Source organism: Geobacillus sp. WSUCF-018B (assembly GCF_002809985.1).
GTDB lineage: Bacteria > Bacillota > Bacilli > Bacillales > Anoxybacillaceae > Geobacillus > Geobacillus thermophilus.
On the sequence record NZ_PIJF01000012.1, the window covers coordinates 1 to 24170 of the forward strand.

Annotated in this window: 25 protein-coding genes, 1 riboswitch and 2 other annotated features; of the genes, 3 read left to right on the top strand and 22 right to left on the bottom strand. The window is 53.3% G+C overall.

All coding sequences use genetic code 11. The features are described from left to right. Positions 1–226 precede the first annotated feature (226 nt). The 4 genes from CV944_RS05360 to CV944_RS05375 all read right to left on the bottom strand — a co-directional run bounded on the left by CV944_RS05360 (position 227) and on the right by CV944_RS05375 (position 5374). Positions 227–853, bottom strand: coding sequence for a hypothetical protein (locus CV944_RS05360; protein ID WP_044743513.1), 627 nt, complete (start codon positions 851–853; stop codon positions 227–229). 31 nt (positions 854–884) lie between these two features. Next, positions 885–1418 (bottom strand): matrixin family metalloprotease, encoded by a 534-nt coding sequence (locus CV944_RS05365; protein ID WP_044743514.1) that lies wholly within the window; start codon positions 1416–1418, stop codon positions 885–887. Between the two features lie 342 nt (positions 1419–1760). After that, entirely contained in the window at positions 1761–4925 is a 3165-nt protein-coding gene (locus tag CV944_RS05370) for an MMPL family transporter (protein WP_100663938.1), read from the bottom strand. Continuing rightward, positions 4922–5374: a MarR family winged helix-turn-helix transcriptional regulator gene (locus CV944_RS05375; protein WP_100659990.1), complete on the bottom strand. Its 453-nt coding sequence runs from the start codon at positions 5372–5374 to the stop codon at positions 4922–4924. The genes CV944_RS05370 and CV944_RS05375 overlap by 4 nt, the downstream gene beginning before the upstream one ends. Positions 5375–5656: 282 nt before the next feature. Between CV944_RS05375 and CV944_RS05380 the strand changes: the two genes are divergently transcribed. Both CV944_RS05380 and CV944_RS05385 read left to right on the top strand, forming a co-directional pair. Next, complete coding sequence (locus CV944_RS05380; RefSeq protein WP_100659991.1) at positions 5657–6793, top strand: YibE/F family protein; 1137 nt, start codon at positions 5657–5659, stop codon at positions 6791–6793. Continuing rightward, on the top strand, positions 6790–7551 hold the full coding sequence (locus tag CV944_RS05385; RefSeq protein WP_044743518.1) for a YibE/F family protein: 762 nt from the start codon (positions 6790–6792) through the stop codon (positions 7549–7551). The genes CV944_RS05380 and CV944_RS05385 overlap by 4 nt, the downstream gene beginning before the upstream one ends. A 212-nt stretch (positions 7552–7763) precedes the next feature. On the opposite strand, the gene crcB is transcribed toward CV944_RS05385, so the two are convergent. The 9 genes from crcB to CV944_RS05435 form a co-directional block, all read right to left on the bottom strand. Beyond that, positions 7764–8135, bottom strand: coding sequence for a fluoride efflux transporter CrcB (crcB, locus tag CV944_RS05390; RefSeq protein ID WP_100659992.1), 372 nt, complete (start codon positions 8133–8135; stop codon positions 7764–7766). Next, positions 8132–8518 carry a fluoride efflux transporter FluC gene (locus CV944_RS05395; protein WP_044743520.1) on the bottom strand — a complete coding sequence of 129 codons (387 nt, stop codon included), beginning with the start codon at positions 8516–8518 and terminating at the stop codon, positions 8132–8134. The genes crcB and CV944_RS05395 overlap by 4 nt, the downstream gene beginning before the upstream one ends. Positions 8519–8564: 46 nt before the next feature. Beyond that, positions 8565–8627, bottom strand: a riboswitch (Fluoride riboswitch). 52 nt (positions 8628–8679) lie between these two features. Next, entirely contained in the window at positions 8680–9465 is a 786-nt protein-coding gene (gene modA, locus CV944_RS05400; RefSeq protein ID WP_063330404.1) for a molybdate ABC transporter substrate-binding protein, read from the bottom strand. 86 nt (positions 9466–9551) lie between these two features. After that, positions 9552–11966, bottom strand: coding sequence for a phenylalanine--tRNA ligase subunit beta (pheT, locus tag CV944_RS05405; RefSeq protein ID WP_100659993.1), 2415 nt, complete (start codon positions 11964–11966; stop codon positions 9552–9554). Between the two features lie 21 nt (positions 11967–11987). Next, the gene (pheS, locus tag CV944_RS05410) at positions 11988–13022 is read right to left on the bottom strand and encodes a phenylalanine--tRNA ligase subunit alpha (protein ID WP_100659994.1); all 1035 of its coding nucleotides are present in this window, start codon (positions 13020–13022) and stop codon (positions 11988–11990) included. Between the two features lie 42 nt (positions 13023–13064). Then, positions 13065–13300, bottom strand: a binding site (T-box leader). A 55-nt stretch (positions 13301–13355) separates the two neighbouring features. Continuing rightward, entirely contained in the window at positions 13356–13706 is a 351-nt protein-coding gene (locus tag CV944_RS05415; protein ID WP_063193123.1) for a hypothetical protein, read from the bottom strand. A gap of 40 nt (positions 13707–13746) precedes the next feature. After that, positions 13747–14499, bottom strand: a complete 753-nt coding sequence (locus CV944_RS05420) for a TrmH family RNA methyltransferase (RefSeq protein WP_100663939.1) — start codon at positions 14497–14499, stop codon at positions 13747–13749. Then, the gene (msrA, locus tag CV944_RS05425; protein WP_013144533.1) at positions 14496–15020 is read right to left on the bottom strand and encodes a peptide-methionine (S)-S-oxide reductase MsrA; all 525 of its coding nucleotides are present in this window, start codon (positions 15018–15020) and stop codon (positions 14496–14498) included. Before msrA ends, CV944_RS05420 begins: the two co-directional genes overlap by 4 nt. A gap of 128 nt (positions 15021–15148) precedes the next feature. Next, complete coding sequence (locus CV944_RS05435; protein ID WP_033010811.1) at positions 15149–15892, bottom strand: HI0074 family nucleotidyltransferase substrate-binding subunit; 744 nt, start codon at positions 15890–15892, stop codon at positions 15149–15151. 127 nt (positions 15893–16019) lie between these two features. Between CV944_RS05435 and sspI the strand changes: the two genes are divergently transcribed. Next, positions 16020–16229: a small acid-soluble spore protein SspI gene (sspI, locus tag CV944_RS05440; protein WP_015375579.1), complete on the top strand. Its 210-nt coding sequence runs from the start codon at positions 16020–16022 to the stop codon at positions 16227–16229. Between the two features lie 28 nt (positions 16230–16257). On the opposite strand, the gene CV944_RS05445 is transcribed toward sspI, so the two are convergent. The 9 genes from CV944_RS05445 to dnaI form a co-directional block, all read right to left on the bottom strand. Next, positions 16258–17346 (bottom strand): M42 family metallopeptidase, encoded by a 1089-nt coding sequence (locus tag CV944_RS05445; protein WP_100663940.1) that lies wholly within the window; start codon positions 17344–17346, stop codon positions 16258–16260. Positions 17347–17438: 92 nt separating this feature from the next. Next, positions 17439–17924, bottom strand: coding sequence for a dUTP diphosphatase (locus CV944_RS05450; protein WP_100659996.1), 486 nt, complete (start codon positions 17922–17924; stop codon positions 17439–17441). A gap of 15 nt (positions 17925–17939) precedes the next feature. Next, on the bottom strand, positions 17940–18191 hold the full coding sequence (locus CV944_RS05455) for a DUF1294 domain-containing protein (RefSeq protein ID WP_033010804.1): 252 nt from the start codon (positions 18189–18191) through the stop codon (positions 17940–17942). Between the two features lie 107 nt (positions 18192–18298). Continuing rightward, entirely contained in the window at positions 18299–18658 is a 360-nt protein-coding gene (gene rplT / locus CV944_RS05460; RefSeq protein WP_011887944.1) for a 50S ribosomal protein L20, read from the bottom strand. A 25-nt stretch (positions 18659–18683) separates the two neighbouring features. Continuing rightward, positions 18684–18884 carry a 50S ribosomal protein L35 gene (gene rpmI / locus CV944_RS05465; RefSeq protein ID WP_011232191.1) on the bottom strand — a complete coding sequence of 67 codons (201 nt, stop codon included), beginning with the start codon at positions 18882–18884 and terminating at the stop codon, positions 18684–18686. A 13-nt stretch (positions 18885–18897) separates the two neighbouring features. Further along, positions 18898–19476 (bottom strand): translation initiation factor IF-3, encoded by a 579-nt coding sequence (gene infC / locus CV944_RS05470; RefSeq protein WP_080729625.1) that lies wholly within the window; start codon positions 19474–19476, stop codon positions 18898–18900. Next, positions 19472–19603: a sequence feature (ribosomal protein L20 leader region), on the bottom strand. (Overlaps the previous gene by 5 nt.) A 214-nt stretch (positions 19604–19817) precedes the next feature. Then, the gene (gene thrS / locus CV944_RS05475) at positions 19818–21761 is read right to left on the bottom strand and encodes a threonine--tRNA ligase (protein ID WP_100659256.1); all 1944 of its coding nucleotides are present in this window, start codon (positions 21759–21761) and stop codon (positions 19818–19820) included. 321 nt (positions 21762–22082) lie between these two features. Further along, the gene (ytxC, locus tag CV944_RS05480) at positions 22083–22958 is read right to left on the bottom strand and encodes a putative sporulation protein YtxC (protein ID WP_100663941.1); all 876 of its coding nucleotides are present in this window, start codon (positions 22956–22958) and stop codon (positions 22083–22085) included. Positions 22959–23228: 270 nt separating this feature from the next. Beyond that, positions 23229–24161, bottom strand: a complete 933-nt coding sequence (gene dnaI / locus CV944_RS05485; RefSeq protein ID WP_033010808.1) for a primosomal protein DnaI — start codon at positions 24159–24161, stop codon at positions 23229–23231. Positions 24162–24170: the final 9 nt, after the last annotated feature.

The window sequence follows — 24170 nt, forward strand, 5'->3', positions numbered from 1 at the left end:
TCTTCGGTCGCGGAAAGACCACAGCGTCGTCGAGTTCATTTATGACGCTGCAAAGCAAGATATTCCCATTGATGTGATCAAAAAACAGCTCCGTATCGCATAAGGGGTACCCTGTTTGTCTCTCTAACCATGGAAATTATTGTAATGAAAAATGCTCATCTACAGGAAAAAATATGCTTGTGCAATCGAATCGCTCTTGATCAAAATCAGTGGAGGAAACGAAACATCATTCCCCCACTGCTTCTTTCACTTTCGCTTTGAACGCCTTTACCTCTTCAGGTTTATAAATCTCCAGCAAATCCTTTTCTTTCGTCTTTAGCACCACTTGGTTGTTCTCAAGGGCAAAGAAAAACGGATCTCCAACACTGTAATAGCGGCCGGTCAAATTCGATTTTTTGACAAAAAAGATATAGGTTTGTCCGGATGTCAAACCGATGTAATGCTCATCCACAACCATCGGCTCGTCCTTGCCTAACTTCGTTTGCTTTTGTTCCGTGACAAGAACATGAGAATCTGCTTTCCCTTTCAAGACTTCGATCACTTTTACGTTATAGTCCACTCCTTCAACATAAATATTCGGATCTTCTTCGGCTGGATCGTTTGGATTGCGCGCCAAATTTCGTGTGCCAGCCACTCCTTCAACAGTTCCGACAAAGATGCAGTCGGACGCCTTGCCCAAGTCCTTTATATTTGTATATTTTGGGCGATCAGAATAGCTGACGGTATGAGTCTGTCTGGCTACGTTGGCAGACCCTATTTGTTTATCGGTATTCCCTCCATCTTTTATGAAATAGACGACTCCGCCCATAAAGATAACACCAAGCGTCACGATGGACAGCACCATTTTTTTCATCCTCTTCTCCTCCCCATGGATAGATGAACAATTAATATCTTGCATTCACACCATTAATATCATCTTGCTGTGGAGTATAGATGCGTGTCCGATCACGGTTCGAGTTCATAATCGCTGTTGCCGTGGAATGATCCAGTCCAATTCCGTGTCCTAATTCATGCCCGGCTGCACTCCGAGCCACGTTGCTTTTTCCGATATTGATATTTCCCGCGTTGACCATAGCTGTAAAGCGGAGTATCTCACTGCCTGAATACGTGATGTTGCAAACGCCATATTCGGAAGAATCGGAAACATAGTAGGAGTTAAGCGTGTTGGAAGAACTGCTGCTGTAGGAAAACCAAACGGGGGTTGGCGTTCCATTCCAATCGGAGAGGGCATTTTCAAAAGCCGTCCGAATCACCGTGCCGGAAGTTTGAAGATTGCTTCCCCATTTGTACGTGAGGCCGGTTACTCCATTCTTCCAATAGTAAGGTTCTAAAACATAGGCGCGCACCATTAGTGGTGCTATCAAAATAGCTAACGTCACCGAGAATAGAACGGCGATTTTCCCCAACTTCATTTTCATCACCCCAGTATTCAATATTTCATAGCCATTTTAACAAAAAATAAATAATATTCAATATATTTAAACAAAATATTCTTTTCTATGCGCCATGCTATCCGCATTCACGGGGGAAAGAATCAGGGAAAACAACTAGACATTGTACATAGAATATACGTTCCTGTTGAATCAAACAGAGCGCCTCGCTTTCTTTTTATACCTACAGGACTAAGAAAAAGAGGCTGATCCAAGAGGGTAATGCTCCTTAAACACAACATATTGTTTTCTATCAACCATTTTGCTTCTACATACATTAATAAGAAAGGGTGTCCCAGTCTGTTGGAACACCCTTGTTGACTCGCCTTCCTAACTGATTTTTTGTTGTTCCAGACCATCCACTTCACTCACCGGCTGCCGGAACGGCCACCAGTTCGCGCGGCCGAACGTGCGGACCATGACCGGCACAAACAGCGGCAGGACGACGAGGGCGTAAAGCAGGAGCCCTGTCAGCACAATCGTCGCAATTTGCAAAAGCGACAGAACGCCGGACGGATACATCGCGGCGAACGTTCCGCCTAAAATGACGGCGGCGGAGATAATGACCGTCCCCATATGGCCCATCGCCGACAGCATCGCTTCCTTCACCGGCCGGCCGCGGTATTCGTTGAACCGATCCATGAGGAAGATGCTGTAGTCGATGCCGAGCGCCAAAAGCAACACAAAGGCGAAGAACGACACCGCCCAGTTCAAACCGGCATAGCCGAGGCCGTTGACGAAAATGAGTTCGGTGACGGCCATCGACGTGTAATACGTCAGGACGAGCGACAAGATCAAATAAAGCGGCATGATCAGCGAACGAAGGAGCACTGCGAGCACGATGGCGATGCCGATCAACATCAGCACGGCCGTCCGTTTATAGTCGGCGTTTGAGATCGCCTGCAAATCGGCGTACGTGCTTGTGACGCCGCCGACAGCGATCGTCGCGTCTTCCCACTTCGTCCCTTTCACCGCCCGCTCAGCGGCGGCGCGAATGTCATCCACACGGCTGAGCGACGATGGCGAATACGGATTTTCTTTTAAAATGACATCAAACGTCACGATGCGCCGGTCTTTCGACATATACGCGTCTTTCGCCTGCGCAAAGTCTTTGCTTTCGCGCGCCTCTTTCGGCATGTGCCAGCCAGCCATGTCTTTCTCCGGCGCCGATGACAAATCGGCTAAATACGTTTCCGCCGTTCCGAGGCCGTCCGCCACTTTATGCAGACCGGACGCGCTTTGGTCCAAGCCGTTTACAAGCTGGCCGAGCTGGCCGCCAAGGGCGGAGAAATGCTCAAGCAATTGGCGCTGGCCGCCGTTCACTTGCTCAAGCCCTCGGGAGAATTGCGGCAATTGGTCGACCGCCTGTTTCTGGCCGTCGGCCGCTTTCGTCAACCCGGCTTCGAGCTCCGAAAGCCCGGCGATGATCCGGTCCAAGCCGCCGTTGACCGCCGCTTGGCCGGCCGCAAGCTGGGCGAACGAGTCGTTCGCTTTCGCCAAGCCGGCGCGCGCCTGCTCAAGCGCCCCGTTCAACTGTACGAGGCCGTCCGCCATTTCGTTCGTCTTTTCGGACAAGGCGGCGACCGTCATTTTCGCTCGTTGATATTGAGCGTCTTGCGCGAGCTCCGGGTGCGCCTGTTCGACTTGCGCAAGCATCGCCTGCACGGCGGCAAGCTGATTGGCGACGGCCTTTAATCCCGCTTCGATTTGCCGGTACTGGCCGCTTAGCGCCGACAGTCCTTGTTCTGCCTGCTTGTAGCCGTCAAGCAGCTGCGCGGCGCCTTCCTGCAGCTTTTTCGCATTGTCGCGAAGCGTCACTAAGCCGTTTTTCAGCTCGCCGGCGCCCACCGCTCCACGACGCACGCCTTGTTCGATTTGACTAAGGCCGTTTTGCAGCTGGCGCAGGCCGTCTTCAAGCCGCTCCGTTCCGGAGACGAGCTGGCCGACGCCGGATGACGCCTGCTTCAGCTGCGGCGCGGACGAGGACAATTTTTCGCTTGCCGTCTCAAGTCCGGCGCTGATTTTCTCAATCCCCTCTTTGCCGGCGCCGAGGCCGTCTTTGAGCTGTTTCGCCTGTTCGGTGACATACAGCTCCTGAATCGGCTCTCCGGTCGGACGCGTCGCCGAGCGGACGCTTGCCACGCCATCAACTTTTTCGATCTCACGGCTCATTTTCTCAATCAACGCCAGCCCTTCTTCCGAATCAAGCGGCTCTTTGCTTTTTACCACCACCTGCGTCGGCATGGCATCTCCCGGATTGAAATGATCGGCGATGATGCGAAATGCTTTGACCGAACGGTAATGATCGCCGATCTCTTCCATGGAATCAAACGACAGTTTGCCATCGTACGTCACGAGCACCGGCACCGTTACCGCTGCGACGATGGCGAGCGCCAGCAGCGGACGGGCGAATGCAAATCGGCCAGCCGCGAGCCAAAGCCGGCTTTGTCCGTGCTCAAGCTTTCCGCGCACCGGCCAAAACAGCTTCTCGCCAAGCACGGCCATGAAAAACGGCACGAGCGTCACGAGCGCCAAAAGCAGCACCGCTACCCCAACGGCGACGGCCGCCGCCGATTGGTACAGCTTAAACGTCGACAAACCGATCGCCGCAAACCCGATCATCACCGCCAATCCGCTCGCCAACACCGTTTTTCCCGCCGTCCGGTACGTGGCGACGATCGCTTCCACCCGATCGCCGCGTTTCGCCAGTTCTTCTTTAAACCGGCTCAGCAACAAAATGCAATAGTCGGTCCCAATGCCAAACAACACCGCGACTAAAAACGTTTGCGTGAACGTCGACAGCGGGAAATTCACTTTATCTACTAAAAACGCAACGACCGACTGCGAGACGACATACGTCGCCCCGACCGCCACTAATGGAATCAGCGGGGCTACCGGTGAACGGAATACAGCGAGCAGAACAAGCAAAATGAAGACGATCGTAATCCCTTCCGTCTTCTTCACGCCTTCAAGCGAGCTTGTCACGACATCTTCATCGATCATCCAGCCGCCGGTGAAATAATGCTCGACCTTGACGCCATCGACCGCTTTATACAGGGCGTCGGTCAATTGCTTCGCCGTCCGGCCGGCCGGGTCGATGGTGATGGAAATGAGCATCGTCGTCCCGTCTTTGGAGATGAGTTCTTTTTCGAGCTTCGGGTTGGCAAACGGCGAGACGATGTTCGTGACATGAAGCTCCTCTTTTTTCTTTTCGAGCGCGTTTACCGCCCGTTCAATCTCTTTTTTGTCATCCGCCGTCAGCCCGCCTTTTTGGTAAAAGACAAGCACCGCGGATCGTTCATTTTGTTTGTTTTCCTGGCTGTTCGCCTCTTTGATCAGCTTGGCCGCCAATGACGACGAGTAGCCGTCAGGCACGCTCAACTGCCCTTTCTCGCGGACAAGATCGCCCATGTTCGGCGCCGTCGCCATGAGCACGGCCGCAATGGCGATCCATGCCGCAAGTACGAGCCATTTTCCTTTGATGATCGCTTTCATGTCGCCTCTTCCACCTCCTGCAGCACGTGGGCCAGCCGCTCATACGTACGGATGAACGTTTCAATCTCCTCCTCTGGAAAGCGAGCGATCACGTCTTCCACCAGCCGATAGACGCTCCGGTCCATCTCCGCCACCCATTCCTCTCCTTGTGGCGTCAACGATAAGGCCACAACACGTCGGTCGCTTTCATCACGGTCGCGGCGCAGCCAGCCTTTGTCGACGAGGCGATTTGTCATCGCCGTCACCGCGCTTTTGTTCACGCCAAACATCGCCGCGAGCTCCGTTGACGTGCACGCCCCCCGCCGGCGGATGTAGCGAAGCAAATAATATTGGTCATGCGTCATCTCTTGGCAAAGACTGCCTTTGACAAGCGCCGCTCCGCGTTTCATCACGAGAAACGACACGGACAAATAGCGGTCGATCCAATCGTCGATGTTTCTTTCTACCATCTGCTCACCTCCAATCATTCACTCGTTGAACCATTTGCCGGCCTGATCAATTAGCTCACTCGATCTGCCTATTTAGTTCAACTATTGAACCATTACCACTATTAACGTAACAAGGATGAAAGGAAAAATCAATCGTTTTTTCACATCATCGTGTCCCCCTGCAGCCTGACCTCTGTAATCCCCCTTTTTGCGCTAAGTGAGTGAAAAAATGTATTATGACTATAAGAGAAAATATTTCTAGAAGCCGGGTGAATTCATTCCTACATTTGGGGGTTTTTGCGAATGGTATGGAAGGACAAATTAAAAAAAATGTCTCAAAAACAAATTTTGTTGTACGCGCTCATCGGAATTTGTTTGGCCGCCTCCGTTCTTTTTGTTCACTACAATCATCCCTTCTATGATCGTCCCATTGCCAAAGTGATCAAAATAGAACTGACAGATACAACGAAAGTAACTGATATGCATGAAAATGAAGATCGTCTATTCACCCAACGCATCATTGCTCAATTGAAAAATGGCGACCAAAAAGGGCGGCTTATTCACTTAACTAACCAGTATTCCTCATCGAAAGCTTATGATCAACAATATCGTGTTGGAGATGAATTGTTTGTTTCGATTGATGCAAATAGAAACGAAAACTCACATTTAACTGGAACGATCCAAGGTGTAAAGCGTGACAAATACGTATTGATGGCGGCATGGGTTTTCATCTTGACTTTGCTTCTCATCGGGAAAAAGCAAGGATTGTTGTCGATTATAAGTTTAGCCGTCAACTCCATTTTGTTATCCTATGCATTGGATGTTTATCTCCATACATCCGGCATCAGTCTCTTAATCATATGCGGCATTAGTATCATTTTGTTTACTACCATTTCTTTGTTGCTCGTTAACGGGTTTAATAAAAAAACATATGCCGCTATTGTTGCCACCTTACTGGGAACGTTTATGTCGCTGTTGATCACTTATCTTGTCATGCAATTCACGTCAGAACAAGGCCTTCGATATGAGGAAATGCAATTTGTAACTCGTCCTTATAAAGTCGTGTTTATGGCCGGAGTATTTATCGGATCTTTAGGAGCTGTAATGGATGTGGCAATTACAATGTCCTCTTCCATCTTTGGATTGTATGAAAAGAATAACAACATATCGATCAAAGCACTGAAAGCTTCGGGAATGGAGATCGGGAAGGATATTATGGGAACGATGACAAATATTTTGTTTTTTGCCTATATAAGCGGCTCCATCCCTATGCTTATTTTGTATTTAAAAAATGCCTCCCCCTTAATGTTCACCCTTTCGATGAACCTTTCGCTGGAATTGGCTAGAGCTTTAGCTGGGGGGATTGGAATCGTAATGACAATCCCAATAGGGTTATATACGACTATTTTTTTCATTAAGAGAAAGAGGGCAAGAGCATGAATACATTGTTCTGGTTAGGAACCATTTTATTCATTCTGATGGTCCTTGTTGGCGGGAAAAAAGGGGCACGATCTTTCTTGGCCATATTCTTCAACTTTGGCGTGCTCATACTCACTATCCTGATTATGCTGATTCCAAAAGCTGATCCGATCATCTTAACATTGATTGCATCCACGTTGATCAGCTGCATTAGCCTTTTTTACATCAATGGAGTGAGCACAAAAACAATCACTGCCTTCATTTCTAGCATAGCCACTGTGGTGATCCTGCTCTTCTTTATTGTCATTGTGACTGAAAATGCTATGATTCAAGGATTTGGCGAAGAGGAAGCCGAGGGGATTTCCGCCTTTTCCCTTTACATTGGAATCGACTTTGTGAAAATCGGGGCATCTGTCATTATTATGAGTACAATAGGTGCGATTACAGATACGGCGATTGCCATTTCGTCTCCAATGCGCGAAATATTCCATCACCATCCATCCATTAGCAGGAAAGATTTGTTTGCCTTCGGTTTACGTATGGGGAGGGATCTATTAGGAACGAGTACAAATACGTTGTTTTTCGCCTTCTTCGGCAGCTATTTGGCATTGCTTATCTGGTTTAAAGATTTATCCTACTCTATCGATCAAATCGTAAATTCAAAAATATTTAGCGCAGAAATGATCGCGATCTTTTTTGCCGGGATTGGTGTAGCATCAACTATTCCAATCACTTCGTGGGTGACCGCTTATTTTTTAGTAAAAAAAGGGAGGAAATAAATGTTATCAATGTTGTTTTCGTTGACACCATAGTCGTCCGTCGACACCCCGTTTAGCGGATCGGTTGGGAAAAGCGAACATCCGGATGGATAGGCATTTTGGAACGCCTTGCTGTCATCGCTGCTTTATCCATTCTGTTCGGCGAACAAAGTTTACCATCATGTTCCGCTCCATGCCTCGCTGTACACACCGATCCGCTTTTTGGGAAACTTTCAACGCCCAAGATGGTAGCCAAGCCATGCTAACAACACGCCAAACGAGTAGGTAACGACCAAATAAGAGCAGGCGACCACCAAATAAGTCCTCGTTTTTCCTTGTTGTTTTCGCTGCATCATTTGCACGCTTTCCCATTTGAACGTGGAAAACGTCGTGAACGCGCCCATAAAACCGGTGCCGACAAGCAATTTTTCAGCATCGGCGGCGCCGCTTCCAGCCAGCCAGCCGAGCAAAAACGAGCCAAGTAAGTTCACAATGAGCGTGCCGAGCGGGAAGCGCGGCGAGCGCCGGGCTGCCCAGCGGCTGACGGCGTAACGGCAGATGGCGCCAAAAAAACCGCCGATCATCACCAATAGCGATGCCATCATCGGACCATTTCCCCCTTTCGCTTTGGCTGGGCGGCAGCGGAGCCCGCCCATGCCGCGGTTAGACCGCCGAACAAACTGGCGGCGATATAACCAGCGGCCATGCCCCATCGTCCTTGTTCCAGCAATTCGACACACTCGACGCTAAGGGTGGAAAACGTCGTATACGAGCCGACAAAACCGCTCGTCACCGCCGTTTGCACCCATGGCGGCCACGTGGGGCGGCGGGTGAATGTGACCGTGAGCCAGCTGAGCAAAAACGAGCCTGTCCAGTTGATGAAAAGCGTCGCAAACGGAAAGCCATGGGCGGCGGGAACAAGCAAACCAAGCCCATAACGGACAAGCGCGCCGATCATGCCGGCGATGCCAACGGCGAGATAAACCAATGACCGTTCCTCCCTTCCAAAAAGAAACAGACTCCTGCCGCATGCAAACGCAGCAGGAGTCATCAGCCGGAAGCCGGCGATTATGGCGAACCCCATCGCCTATGTTGTTGAACGAGTTTTATTTTACCATAAATACCCTGATGTTGTGAAGAGCCCCCTGTTTAGTGCTGCCGGGCGCGGCGGAACCCATGCCGTTCAAACTGCTTCAACGCTTGTTCGCTCGTTAAATAAGCATAAAACTGGCGCGCTTCTTGCAGATGCTTGGTCGTCTTGACCACGCCGAGCGGATAGACGATCGGTTCGTGCATCTCATCAGGCACCACAGCCGCAATTTTCACGTTGCCGGAGACAAGCGCGTCCGTCCGGTACACAAAGCCGGCGTCGACGTTGCCCGTTTCGACATACGTCAACACTTGGCGGACGTCTTTGGCCAGAACGAGGCGCGGCTTGACTTTTTCCCATAACCCGGCCTGCTCAAGCGTTTGTTTCGCGTATATGCCGGCCGGCACCGACTCAGGGATGCCAATGGCCACCCGTTTCGCGCGAGTGATGTCATCGAGCGACTGAATCGCCCCTTCTTCTTGTTTTGGCACAATGAGCACGAGTTCGTTGGCTAACACCGTTTTTTCATGCGCAGAATCCATCAGCCCTTCTTGTTTCAGCTCCGCAAACGGCTGGACGGCGGCGGAGAAAAACAAATCGACCGGCGCCCCTTGCGCGATTTGTTTTTGCAAGGCGCCGGATGACCCAAAGTTATAGTGAATGCGGATGTTCGGATGCTCGCGCTCGAAGACGGTTTTCACTTCCTCTAGCGCGTCTTGCAAACTGGCAGCCGCTGAGACGGTGAGCTCAACCGGTTGTTGTCTGCCATCCGGCCGCCCCGCGGCGCATCCATACAACCCGGCAAGCAAAAGCAAGGCAATGATCGCGGCCTGAATGGTTCGCATCGTTCTCCCCCTTTTTGCACGCTTCGGTGTGACAGAATAGAAAAACAGGGAGCTGCCCGTGCTCCCTGCTTCATACCGCTGCGGCATTACCCGCGCAACACCGCGCCAAACTGCTCTTCGACCGCCGCCAATACCCGCTCATAGACGGCCGTGACTTCTTCATCCGTGAGCGTCCGCTCCGGATCATAGAAGCGGAGCGAGAAGGCGAGCGATTTTTTCCCGGCCGGCAGGCGCTCGCCTTGGTAGACGTCAAAGAGGGAGACGTCTTTGACAAGCGGTTTCCCGGCTTCGGCGATCGCCTGCTTCAAGGCGCCGGCTTCGACCATTTCGTCAACGACCAAGGCGATGTCGCGCACGACCGACGGGAAGCGCGGAATCGGCTCGTAGCGGATCGCTTCGCTTTCGGCGTTCAACAGATCGGTCAAGGCGAGCTCGAACACGTACGTTTCTTTTAAATCGTACTCTTTTTGCACGGCCGGATGGAGCTGGCCGACAAAGCCGATCACCTTGCCGCCAAGCGCAATCTCCGCCGTCCGTCCCGGATGCAAATCGGCGCGCTTGGCCGGCTTGTACTCGATGCGGGCGGCGAGTCCAAACAAGTCGAACAAGCCGTCCAAAATGCCTTTGGCAACGTAAAAATCAACGGCCTTTTTCTCTCCTTGCCATAAATGGGCGTGCCATAAGCCGGTGAGAACGCCGGCAAGCCGCTCTTTTTCCGCTGGTTGGACGCCTTCTCCTTTGGACAAGTAGACAGAGCCGATTTCGTACAAGGCGACGTTCTCGACTTGGCGGGCGCGGTTGTAGCTCGCCGCTTCAAGCAGATGCGGGATTAAGCTTTGCCGCAAAACGCTCCGCTCTTCGCTCATCGGCAGCGCCAAGCGGACCAATTCGGCCGTCTCAAGCGCAAAGCGCGCCGCTTTGTCCGGGCTCGTGAGCGAATACGTGATCGCTTGGAACAAGCCCGCCCCTTCCAAATAGCGGCGGACGCGGCGGCGCTTCGCCTGATGCGGCGTGAGTCCGCCCGGCTTCGCCTCCGCCACCGGCAGCGTCGCCGGCAGACGGTCGTAGCCATACAGGCGCGCCACTTCCTCGATGATGTCTTCTTCAATCGCAATGTCGCGCCGACGCGACGGGACGTGGATCGTAAACGTTCCGTTGTCTTCTGTGAACGGAAATTGCAAGTTCGAAAGAATCACGGCCACTTCCTCTTTCGACATCGCCGTGCCGAGGACACCGTTGATGCGTTCGAGCGTGACCGTCACCGCCACCGGCTCCTCACGCCACACGCTCGCTTCCACGACGCCGCCGACGACCTCGCCGCCGGCGTATTCGGCCATCAGGGCGGCGGCGCGCTCGAGCGCTTCTTTCGTCCGCGCCGGATCGATGCCTTTTTCAAACCGAGTGCTCGCTTCGCTGCGCAGCCCGTGGTCTTTTACCGCCTGGCGGATGACCGGGCTTGTAAAGTACGCCGCTTCAATAAACACGGTTTTCGTGTCATCGCGCACTTCCGAATTCGCCCCGCCCATCACCCCGGCTAAGGCGACCGGCTCGCGGCCGTTCGTGATGACAAGGTGGTCTTCGGTCAGCTTCCGTTCGACATCATCGAGCGTGACAATCGTTTCGCCTGCCTTTGCGCGGCGGACGACAATTTCCTGCGAACCGAGGCGGTCGTAGTCAAACGCATGAAGCGGTTGGCCGTACTCAAGCAAAATGTAGTTCGTAATGTCGACGACGTTGTTGTGCGGGCGAATGCCGGCTGCCATCAAGCGCGCTTGCATCCAAAGCGGCGACGGGCCGATCCGGACGTTTTTCACGATCCGCCCGGCGTACAGCGGGTTGTCTTCCGGCGCCTCGACGCGGACGGAAATGTAGTCGTGAACGTTTTCGTTCGTTTCTTTGACCGCCGCTTTCGGCAGCTTTACTTCACGTCCGAGAATGGCCGCGACTTCATAGGCGACGCCGATCATGCTTAAACAGTCGGCGCGGTTGGGCGTCAAAGACAGTTCGAGCACTTCATCGTGCAAGCCGAGCCATTCCAGTGCATCGGCGCCGACCGGCGCATCGCTCGGAAAGACGAAAATGCCGTCTGCATACTCTTTCGGCACGACTTTCGTTTCGACGCCGAGCTCTTGGAGCGAACAAATCATTCCGTTCGATTCTTCCCCGCGCAGCTTCGCCCGTTTGATTTTGAAATTGCCCGGCAGCACCGCCCCGACTTTGGCGACGGCGACCTTTTGCCCTTTGGCGACGTTCGGGGCGCCGCAAATGATTTGCACCGGCTCGCCTTCGCCAAGGTCAACGAGGCATTTCCGCAGTTTATCCGCGTTCGGGTGCGGCTCGCACTCGAGCACATGGCCGATGACGACGCCGTTCATCCCGCGGTCGAGCGCCTCAACCCGCTCGACTTCAATGCCGCTTTTCGTGATGCGATCAGCGAGTTCCGCGGCGGTGACCCCCGTCAAATCGACGTACTCGCTCAGCCAACGGTAAGACACGAGCATGGAAAACCCCTCCTTTTTCTGTTACACACGCAAAAATTGCCGCAAGAAACGTAGATCGTTTTGATAGAAATGACGGATGTCGTCAATGCCGTACTTCAGCATCGCGATCCGCTCCGGCCCCATGCCGAACGCAAAGCCGGTGTACGTTTTCGAATCAAAGCCGGCCATTTCAAGCACGTTCGGATGAACCATGCCGGCTCCTAAAATTTCGATCCAACCGGTGCCTTTGCAGACGCCGCAGCCCCGCCCTTCGCATCGGAAGCAGGACACATCGACTTCGACCGACGGCTCGGTGAACGGGAAAAAGCTCGGCCGGAAGCGGATGTCGCGCCCTTCCCCGAACAGCTTGCGGGCAAATTCGCGCAGCGTCCCTTTCAAATCGCTCATCCGGATGTTCCGGTCCACAACCAATCCTTCAATTTGCGTAAACTGGTGCGAATGCGTCGCATCGTCCGTATCGCGGCGGTACACTTTGCCCGGACAAATGATTTTCACCGGGGCGCGCCCGCGGTGTTTTTCCATCGTCCGCGCCTGCATCGGCGATGTGTGGGTGCGAAGCAAAATCTCCTCCGTGATGTAAAACGAATCTTGCATATCGCGGGCCGGATGTCCTTTCGGCAAATTGAGCGCCTCAAAGTTGTAATAGTCGGTCTCGACTTCCGGCCCTTCGGCGACCGTATAGCCCATGCCGATAAACAAATCTTCAATTTCTTCAATGACGCGCGTCAGCGGATGGGGATTGCCAAGACTCACAGGTCGTCCCGGCAGCGTCACATCGATCGCTTCGGCGGCCAGCTTCCGCTCGACTTCCTCCTGTTCCAGTTTCGCTTGTTTCGCCTCGAGCGCCTGCTGAATCGCCGCTCTCACTTCATTGGCCAGCGCGCCGAGTTTCGGGCGCTCTTCCGGCGGCAATGCCCCCATGCCGCGCAGCACTTCGGTGATCGGCCCTTTTTTGCCCAAGTAAGCGACGCGCACGTCATTCAGTGCTTTGACGTCTTTCGCCTCATCGATTCGGCGAAGCGCTTCTTGCTTCAGCTCGTACAGCCGTTCTTTCACTTGAGTCCCTCCTCTATCCAAAATAAAAAACCCGCCCCCCCGGTAAGGGACGAGTTGTTGCTCGCGGTACCACCCTTGTTAACAGCACAAATGTGCTGTTCGCTTCATTGCGATAACGGCCGAAAGCCGGAACACCTTTACATCCCCTTTTGGGATGGTCCCGGTGCCAACTCGGGAGGTGAACTTCACTTGCGTCGGCCATAAAAACGCTCCCAGTCTCCGGCGTTTTCTCCCTGGATGGCGAGCAGCAAGCTACTTTTCTCCGTCATCGTTGTTGTCCGTATGGGAAATTGTCGCTATTCATTATACGCAAATGAGTAGGCAAAGGCAAGGTCAGGCCGAAATTTCTTTGCGCAGCTCATCGATTTCCGCTTCCTGTTCAATCGAGCGGATGGCAAGGCGCTCCATAATTTTTTCCTGCCGCACTTGCCCTTCCTTGAGCGCGGCGACATCTTTTTTGACCCCTAGCATGTCTTTTTTCATCGCATCCATGTCTTTTTTCATCGCGTCCATGTCTTTTTTCATCGCCTCAACATCACTCTGGATGCGATCGACTTTGTCTTCGAGTTGTTTCACGCTTCCTTGCAGCTTGACGATATCCATGCGCATTTGTTCGATGTAGGCCCCTTGAACATCAAGACGCTCGAGCACAGCGTTCAATAACGCCCGCAGTTCGCCATCCATCTGTCTCCGCTCCCTTGTCCTATTGATTTTCGATTCTATTTTACCGCACCGCCTGCAAGGAATAAAGCAAAATTCCGGCCGCGACGGCGACGTTCAGCGACTCGGCGCGGCCGTAAATCGGGATGTACACGTTCTCTGTCGTTAGGCGCAGCAGGTCGGGTCGGACGCCGCTTCCTTCATTGCCGACGAGCAAGGCGAAGGAAGACGAAGGCGGAACGGTGCGGTAATCGACGGCATTCTCCAAGGCCGTTCCGTACACCGGAATGCCCTGCTCCTTGAAACGCGCGATCCATTGCACCAAATCGCCTTTGACAACCGGAAGATGAAACAGCGACCCTTGCGTCGCCCGCACGACTTTCGGATTGTACACATCGGCGCACCCTTCGCCAAGGATGACAGCATCGATCCCGGCGGCATCGGCGGTGCGAATCATCGTCCCGAGATTGCCCGGGTCTTGCACGGCGTCAATGAGCAAGGCGGTCTTCACGCCTTCAAGCTCGGCTGGCAACTTTCGGCACACCGCGGCGATGCCTTGCGGCGTCTCCGTGCTGCTGATCGCCTTCATCACCGCTTCGGTCACGATCACAACCGGGACGCTGACGTCCCAGCCGGGCGGGATGGCTGTCCGCTCGTCCACCATCAGCTCAACAAGCGGCGCTCGGCTTTTTACAGCCTCTTCGACAAGATGAAACCCTTCAAGCAAAAACAATCCGGTCTCATCGCGCCCTTTTTTGGTCAGCAGCTTTTTCCATTGTTTGACGCGCGCATTTTTCGGCGATTCGATCCGCTTCACCGTTTCGTCCCCCAATGTTTGGCGATAAACTCGTCGCGCCCGGACGCGGCGCGGTCTTGTTTGTAATGCTCCGGATTTTTCTTATGGTAGTTTTGATGATACTCTTCCGCCGGGTAAAACGTCGTCGCCGGCAAAATTTTCGTTACAATCGGCTTCGAGAAGCGCCCGCTTTCCTCGAGCGCCCGCTTTGACTGCTCGGCGAGCTGGCGCTGTTTTTCGTTATGGTAAAAAATCGCCGTCCGGTATTGCGGCCCGCGGTCGTGAAACTGGCCGCCGTCATCGGTCGGGTCGATTTGACACCAATACAGCTCCAACAGCCGCTCATACGGAAAGACGTCCGGGTCAAACGTGATTTGCACCGCTTCGTAGTGGCCGGTCGTGCCGGTTTTCACTTGCTCGTATGTCGGATTTTCCACATGTCCCCCTGTATAGCCGGAGACGATGCCGTAAATGCCGTCAAGCTCCTCAAACGGCGTCACCATGCACCAAAAGCAGCCGCCGGCGAATGTCGCTTTTTCCATTGTGTCGTCACCTCATGCGTCAAGTTTCTTCATTTGATTATAACAAAATGTGCGCCGTTGTCATCTTTCACGACCAAAGCCAAGTTCCTTCACAAAGCCAGGCTCGTTCCGTTCCGCACGCCGGCCGCTCATGTCGCTGAGTCAAGCCGTTGTTTCATTTCGTCAAGCAAGCGGTCAAACAGCGGGATATAGTGTGTACGGATGCGTTCGTAAATGTCCATCGCCGTTTCTTCGTCATACGTATGGGACGTCCGGTTGCGGTCTTCCAGCATGCGAAGCCATGTCTCTCCGTCTTGAATCAACCCTTCCCGAAACGCCTCGCGAATCGTTTTCCTCGGACTCGTCACTTCAGCGTATCCCTGATGCTCCAAATAAAGTTTCATCCATTTCCATGCTAGTTCGTACGTGAATTCAAAGCGTTGAATGGTCGCATCAACAACAAGGTCATCCGTTTGAGCGTCTCTTGCGGCACTTTGCCGGAGTTTGGAGAGCGCCCGTTCGAAATCGTAAAATCGATCCATCAGCCGGCTCATGGTGACCATCACCTTCCCGTGCTCGTTCGTTTGAAAAATCGTCTTTCCTTCTTGGTCAATATTCATTTTTAGCTGTTCGTTGTGAATTTGATTGTAATCAACAACATCGATCGGATAAATGATCGGAAGTTCATCCAAGTCCGATTGCAGGAGGTACAGCGGGCCTCCCGGTTTTCGAAATTGGATCGCCAAATCGATATCTGATCCTTCCTTGTAATCGCCTCGTGCTCTTGAGCCGAACAAAATGACTTTTTCAATGACATCAGCATAACGGGAAAATAGATGGAGCAGTTGGCGAAATACCGTTCGTTCCAATCCATAGAGCGGTTTCTCGTCCATCGTCGCCATCACTCATTTCGGTCTAGTTTTTCCTCTATTATACCATATACGAGAGCCGCTCCATGTATAAATCCGCCGCCATTGGCAAACGATAACGGTGTACAATACGGCCAATGAGGTGAGACAAATGGATTTGAACTTGCGGAAAGCCATTATGCACAACGTCGCCAACAACTCGAAAGAACAGCTCGAGAATACAATCGAGGACGCGATCCAGCGTGGCGAGGAAAAATATTTGCCCGGCCTCGGCGTCCTCTTTGAAGCCATTTGGACGCACGCCAATGAACAGCAAAAAGACATGATGCTCACCACGCTCGAGCAGGCGGTTAAACAATGACGAACACCGGCCGAATCGGCCGGTGTTTTTATTCGTCAAACGTCAGTTGTTTCACTTTGTCGGCGTCAAGCCGTTTGATTACTTCGACAAGCAGCTTGACCGTGTTTTCATAATCGTCGCGATGCAAAATGGCGGCGTGCGAGTGGATGTAGCGCGTCGGGATGGCGATCGTGAGCGACGGAACGCCGCTGCCCGTTAAATGAATCGCTCCCGCATCCGTACCGCCGCCCGGCATGGCATCAAAATGGTACGGAATGTTCAGCTCTTCCGCCACTTCGATGACGAATTCGCGCAAGCCGCGGTGCGACACCATCGTCGCGTCGTACAGGACGATGTGCGGGCCGGCGCCGAGTTTGCCCATCGCTTCTTTTTCCGACACGCCCGGTGTATCGCCGGCAATGCCGACATCCACCGCAAAGGCGATATCCGGCTGAATGAATTGGGCGGCCGTGCGCGCGCCGCGCAAGCCGACTTCTTCCTGTACCGTGCCGACGCCGTATACCGTGTTTGGATGGTCGACGCCTTTCAGCTGCTTGAGCACATCGATGGCGACCGCACAGCCGATCCGGTTGTCCCATGCTTTCGCGAGCAGCATTTTTTCATTGTTCAATACCGTAAATTCAAAATACGGCACGATCATATCGCCCGGGCGGACGCCCCACTCCATCGCTTCCTCGCGGCTGGTCGCGCCGATGTCGATGAACATATCTTTGATTTCCACCGGTTTTTTGCGCGCCTCCGGCGGCAAAATGTGCGGCGGCTTCGAACCGATGACGCCGGTGATGTCGCCTTTTTTCGTCACGATCGTCACGCGCTGGGCGAGCATTACTTGGCTCCACCATCCGCCAAGCGTTTGGAAGCGGATGAAGCCTTTGTCGTCGATTTGCGTCACCATAAAGCCGACTTCATCCAAATGACCGGCGATCATCACTTTCGGCCCGCCTGATTTCCCTTCTTTTTTCGCGATCAAGCTGCCGAGGCCGTCGGTTGTGACTTCATCCGCATACGGGGCTATGTATGTCTTCATCACATCGCGCGCTTCCCGCTCATTGCCCGGGACGCCTTTCGCATCGGTCATCGCTTTCAGCATCGTCAACGTTTCGTCCAACTTCGCCATCTTGGCACCCCTTTCCGGTTTTGTCCACTTTTTTATTATACTTGAAAAGGCTGACGATTGGCAAAATGAATCATTCGCCACCCGAAAAAAGATCAGTAGCGCTCGTTTTGCCGCTTGTGGTTCACTTCATTTTTCCGCCGATACGCCGCCTCGATGTCGTCGGAAGAAAAACCGAGCGCCACGCCAAGCCGCCAATACTCCGCAAACAGCGCATCATATTCCCCTCGCGCTCTCGTCTCCCCGAACCGCTCGGCGGCGCGAAAGACGGCCAAAAACTGCTCAACAAGCGGCCGCTCGACAGCCGGAAGCTCCCGGCTTTCATAAAACAGCCCGCAATCCAGCCCGAGCGACAGCAAAAAATGCAAACCGTCGACATATTCCTCCAGCACCCGTTCCGCCGGCGCCGACGGTTTCACGCTCCAAAATTTAAAACAGCGCGTCTCATTGGCCAGCTCCCCAAGTTCGACGAGAAACGCAAGCATTTTCCGATTGAACAAGTCCTCATGCATAAGGCCGTGCTCTGTTTCAATCCGCTCATCCAACATGCGCTGCATATCGTAAAGCAAAGGCCAATCCATGCTCTTTTCCCCCTTCTACCACATCCAGTTCCAATAGAAAAACGCCTCCGCGGCTGCCAGCAGCGGAAGCCCATAGCGAAAAGCCGAATGGCGCGTTTTATGGCGAAACGTGTACATTCCAGCTGCCGCACCGATGGCCCCACCCGCAAACGCCAGCAGCCAAAGCGTCCGCTCGGCGATGCGAAAGCGGCGGCGTTTCGCTTTTTGTTTGTCGAGCCCCATCATAAAAAAGGCAAGAAGATTGATCGCTATTCCGTATTGTACCATATCCATCCCTTTCCTTGACAGAAAAACAGCAGCGCTGATCGGCTTTCAAGCCCCCCATTTCGTTGCCGAAGAAAAACGGCCACCCTTTGTCAGGATGGCCGTCATGGTTACTTATTCAAGTTCGCTTTCGCCAAATCGGCGAGTTGGGCAAACGCCGCTTGGTCGTTGACCGCCAAGTCGGCGAGCATTTTCCGGTTGACTTCGACGCCGGCCAATTTCAAGCCGTGCATCAAACGGCTGTACGACAGGCCGTTTTGGCGGGCCGCCGCATTGATGCGGGCGATCCACAGTTTGCGGAAATCGCGCTTCCGTTGACGGCGGTCGCGATACGCATACATGAGCGATTTCATCACTTGCTGGTTCGCAACTCTATATAACGCGTGTTTCGCGCCGAAATAGCCTTTCGCAAGCTTCAATACTTTTTTGCGACGTCTGCGCGTCACTGGTCCACCTTTTACGCGTGGCATAATCGTTCCCTCCTATAGTCGGTCGTTATTTCAAGTTGTCGAGCATTTGGCGAATGCGTTTGAAATCGCCAGGCGAGACAAGCGTCGCTTTGCGGAGATGACGCTTTTGTTTTTTCGTTTTATTGGCAAACAAGTGGCTCGTATACGCATGGCCGCGTTTCAATTTGCCGCTCGCCGTCTTTTTGAACCGTTTCGCCGAGCCGCGGTGAGTTTTCATTTTTGGCATCACAGTTTCCTCCTTACTTGTTGTCGTTTTTCGGTGCGAGCACGAGAAACATGTTGCGCCCGTCCATTTTCGGCGCCGTTTCGACGACCGCGATGTCGGCGCACGCTTCCGAGAAGCGGTCAAGGACGCGCTGTCCGATTTCTTTATGGGTGATCGCCCGTCCTTTGAAGCGGATCGTCGCTTTCACTTTATCGCCTTTTTCCAAAAACTTGCGCGCGTTGCGCAGTTTCGTGTTGAAGTCATGCTCCTCGATCGTTGGGCTGAGGCGCACTTCTTTCACATTGATGACCTTTTGCTTTTTGCGCGCTTCTTTTTCTTTCTTCTGCTGCTCGAAGCGGAATTTCCCGTAATCCATGATGCGGCAAACAGGCGGTTTGGCGTTCGGCGCCACAAGCACGAGGTCCAAGTTGCGTCTCGCCGCAATTTCGAGCGCTTCCTGCTTCGACTTGATGCCAAGTTGGTCGCCGTTTTGATCGATCAAGCGCACTTCCCGGGCACGAATTTGCTCGTTGATAATGAAATCTTTGCTAATAATGAGCCACCTCCAAGGTTTTTTCCAACTGGCTTGTTTGCCGGCAGAGCCCGCTCTCAACGAAAAAGCGCGGATGCACAAAGCACCCGCGCACGACGTTCGGACAAAAAGTTGGCGAACCGTAACAACCTGCCAACAGCCTTCTTAGCGTCGGTCAGGTGAGAAGCGGGCGCTTCTGCTTTCGTTACAAACAAGCAATCATTCCACTTTATACACTATACCACCTTGGCGATGGCATGTCAAGGAGCGGCTCTTGATAAACACAACGTCCTTTATTATAATGGATTCTCACTTCGTTAGCAAGAGAAAATTTTCAGTTGACCGCAACAATGCGCTCCAGCCTCCGCCTGCGCGCGAAAAAAAAGCGGTCCGAAACGCGTCGGACCGCCATAGGTCGTTCCTTATTTCGCCCGTTTTTCCCGCACGTCTTCCGCTAACAAGGCGACAAATTCATCAAGCCCCATCGTCCGGCTCTCTTTTTCGCCGTAGCGTCGGACGTTGACCGCTCGCTCGGCCGCCTCTTTGTCGCCGACAACGAGCATGTACGGGATTTTTTGCATTTGCGCTTCGCGGATTTTGTAGCCGATTTTTTCGTCGCGCTCGTCGACTTCAACGCGGAAGCCGCGTTCTTTCAGTGTCCGCTGCACGTCATAGGCGTAATCGAGGTGCGCCTCCGGCGACACCGGGATCACCTTGACTTGAACCGGGGCGAGCCATGTCGGGAACGCGCCTTTGTATTCTTCGATCAAGAACGCGACAAACCGCTCCATCGTTGAGACGACGCCGCGGTGGATGACAACCGGGCGGTGCGGCTTCCCGTCTTCGCCGATGTACGTAAGGTCAAAACGTTCCGGCAAGAGGAAGTCGAGCTGCACCGTTGAGAGCGTTTCGTCTTTGCCGAGCGCCGTGCGCACTTGCACATCGAGCTTCGGCCCGTAAAACGCCGCTTCCCCTTCAGCCTCATAGTAGTCGAGACCGAGCTCGTCCATCGCTTCGCGCAGCATTCGTTGCGCTTTTTCCCACATTTCATCGTCGTCGTAATATTTTTCTTTGTCATGCGGATCGCGGTATGACAAGCGGAACGAGTACTCGTCAAGCCCGAAATCTTTGTATACTTCTAAAATCAAGTTGACGACACGTTTAAACTCGTCTTTGATTTGGTCAGGGCGCACGAAAATATGGGCGTCATTAAGCGTCATGCCGCGGACGCGCTGCAAGCCGGTAAGCGCTCCGGACATTTCGTAGCGGTGCATCGTGCCAAGTTCGGCGATGCGAATCGGCAGCTCACGGTAGCTGTGCAGCTTGCTTTTGTAAATCATCATATGGTGCGGGCAGTTCATCGGACGCAGCACAAGCTGTTCATTGTCCATTTCCATCGGCGGGAACATGTTTTCTTTGTAATGGTCCCAGTGTCCTGACGTTTTGTACAGCTCGACGCTGCCGAGCACCGGCGTATACACATGGTCATAGCCAAGCTCGATTTCTTTGTCGACGATATACCGTTCAATGATCCGGCGGATCGTCGCCCCCTTCGGCAGCCAAAGCGGCAAGCCTTGCCCGACTTTTTGCGACGTCGCAAACAGCTCAAGCTCTTTTCCTAATTTGCGGTGATCGCGCTCCTTTGCCTCTTCGAGAAGATGCAGATAGCGCTCCAAATCTTCCTTCTTGAAAAACGCTGTCCCGTAAATGCGCTGCAGCATTTTGTTGTTGCTGTCACCGCGCCAGTAGGCCCCCGAGATGCTGAGCAGCTTGAATTCTTTGATCTTGCCGGTCGACGGCACGTGCACGCCGCGGCAAAGGTCGAAAAACTCGCCTTGCTCGTAAATGGAAATCGTCTCGCCTTCTGGAATATCAGCGATCAACTCGAGCTTCAACTCATCGCCGATTTCTTCATACAGCCGGATAGCTTCTTCACGGCTCACTTCTTTGCGGACGATATCCAAGTTTTCTTTGACAATGTTGCGCATTTCCGCCTCAATTTTCGGCAAATCGTCCGGCGTCAGCTTATGCTCCATATCGATATCATAGTAGAAGCCGTTTTCAATAACGGGTCCGACGCCGAGCTTGACGTTGCGATACAGCCGTTTGATCGCCTGCGCCATTAAATGGGCGGCGCTATGGCGCAAAATATCAAGCGCCTCTGGCATATCTTGGGTGATAATCACCAGCTCGCCGTCCTCATGAAGCGGCGTGCGCAAATCGACGAACCGGCCGTTCAGTTTCCCGGCGATCGCTTTTTTCTTCAGCCCCGGACTGATCGACGCGGCGATGTCTTCGGTCGATGTCCCGCTCGCAAACTCCTTTTGCGCCCCGTCCGGGAACGTGATGCGAATCATGTCTGGCATCGGCAATCACTCCTTTGTCATAATTAAAAAAGAAAAAAACTCCTCCCTCAAAAGGGACGAGTTTTCGTCGTGGTTCCACCCTTCTTCCCATGGCAACACAACGCCATGGCTTAACAACAATAACGGCTAGCCACCGGCGGCAACTACTGGGCGCTCCGTTCGCTGCCGCAGCTCTGAGGGGGTAAGCGCATTTTTCGTGTTAGGAAGGTTCCAGCCGCCGCCTTCCCTCTCTGGAAACCGTAAAAATGCACCCATATCCTCGTCATCGCTTGTCTATGCGGTTATTCATGTACGATATTATAGCGGAACCGAAAAGAAAAATCAAGATTCTTCCCCATTTCCGGCGCTGGCGACAAACAAGCGGGAAAAATCAGCGCGGCGGCGGAGGCGAAGCCGCTCTTGAAACACGTTTTGCAGCGTCTGCACCATGCCGTCATCCGGGTGGTCGGTATACAGCTCAATTTCCGCCGGAGCAAGCGAGACAAGCGGCGCGAGCACCGAAGAATCGATATACATCGGCTGGCTGACGACGAGATGGCGGTCGATCAGCTGTTTCACTTCCGCCGCCGACAGCTCGCGGCGGTGGCGGTCGTAAAACACGAAGTGCGGCGGGTCGTGCACCAAATACAGGCGCGGCCATTGCGGCGTCCGGCCAACCAGGCATTCGCGCAGCATTTGCACGAAAGTTTGATACTCTTGCTCCAATTTGTACTCGTCAATCGCGAGCCCGACATAATGTTCAAGCCGCTCGATGTACGGCTTCAGCCGAAAGGTGACAAACGACGAAAACGAGAAGGACAGCCCGTCGCGCAAAAACGAAGCGAACGCCTCGCGCAGCAGCGCCATGCGCGAAGCAGCAAACTCCGCCCCTTTCTGATAATCGCGCCGTTCACCGTCCAAAAACGAATGGGCGAGCGCCAAAATTTGCTGCTGTTCCTCGCGGTCGCGAAAATAAAAGACACCGGAAATGATCGACAACAACAGCCGGTCTTCGAGGACAGACTGCACAAATGCAGTCATGGCTGGTATGATATACGTCTCGAGCACGTGCTTCTCGTCGCCGTATATGTAAACCGCCACGATCTTGTTTCCGTCGTAAGCGGCGTGAAACAGCGGACAGGCATCCCGTTTCCGTTCATTCAGCAGCCAAAACAGTTTCTCCGCCTCGCTTGCCTTGTCAAAATGGATTTCGATCACCCGCTGTCCCCCCTTCTCCGAGATCAACGCTTGGTTTATATATATGGGGACAATCAGCTGTTTAGACTAAAAAAGCGCAAAACGTCCAACGTTTCCCGCCTACAGGGCTGCGGCGGACGGAGCGCACAGACATTCGCAACGGGTTCATTCGCCAAGATGCCCCGCTCCTTGGCGGCTGGCGGAGAATGCATCCTTTCCGCCCCAGCGCAGAAAAACGGCGCCCCCTTGCGTCAGGGGACGCCTTAAGCGCGCCGTTTGACCGCTTATCCATCATTCGCGGCGGTTTGGCCCGGTAATTTCAACCGGGTGCGCGAGTGAGCGGATCCGCTCCATAATGCGGGCGGCTTTCACTTTTTCTTCCTCGCCGCGCTGCGAATACGTCAAATGGTGGGCGAGCTGCTTCATATCAAAGTTGGAGGTGAAAAAGGTCGGCAAATTTTCAAACATCCGGTATTGCAAAATTGGGCCGAGCACATCGTCGCGCACCCAGCTCGACATCGCCTCCGCTCCAAGGTCATCGAGCATGAGCACCGGCACTTTTTTCACATAATCGAGCTTTTCGTTCATCGTCTGATCTTGCAATGAATGCTTCAGCTCGCGAAACAGCTCCGGCACATAGACGATGAGCGACGGAATGTTCCGTTTCGCCAGTTCATTGGCGATCGCCCCGAGCAAATACGTTTTGCCGACGCCGAACGACCCGTACAAGTACAATCCTTTCATTTTTTTCCCCGGCTCGTACTCCGTCACGAACTTCTCTGCAAACTGGATGGCTTTAATGCGCCCATCGTCGCTAAGATCCACATCCGACAGCGAAGCTTGCAAAATTTCCCGCGGCACGAACATGCTTTGAATGAGCGCTTCCTGCCTTCTCCGTTCATCATCTTGCACTTTTTTCGGGCAGCGGTCGTATTCAACGTCAATTCGCCCGCCGGCGACCACCAAGTTCGGATGATACCCCGGCAGCATATTTGGGCATTGCTCGAGCCCTGGGCACTGGCGGCAATGGCCATGTTGCTCGATAAATTCGTACAGCTTCATTAAACTTCGGTCCACCGCATCGCGCGACAGCTGCTGCTCGTGCGCCTGCAAAAACGGCTGCACGTCCGGATGCGTCAAAATATAGCGCCGCATTTGTTCATAGCGCCGCCGGAACCCTTCGTTTCCGAACAGCCGCTGCAACAGTTGATTTACTCGTTCCATCGCCTTTAC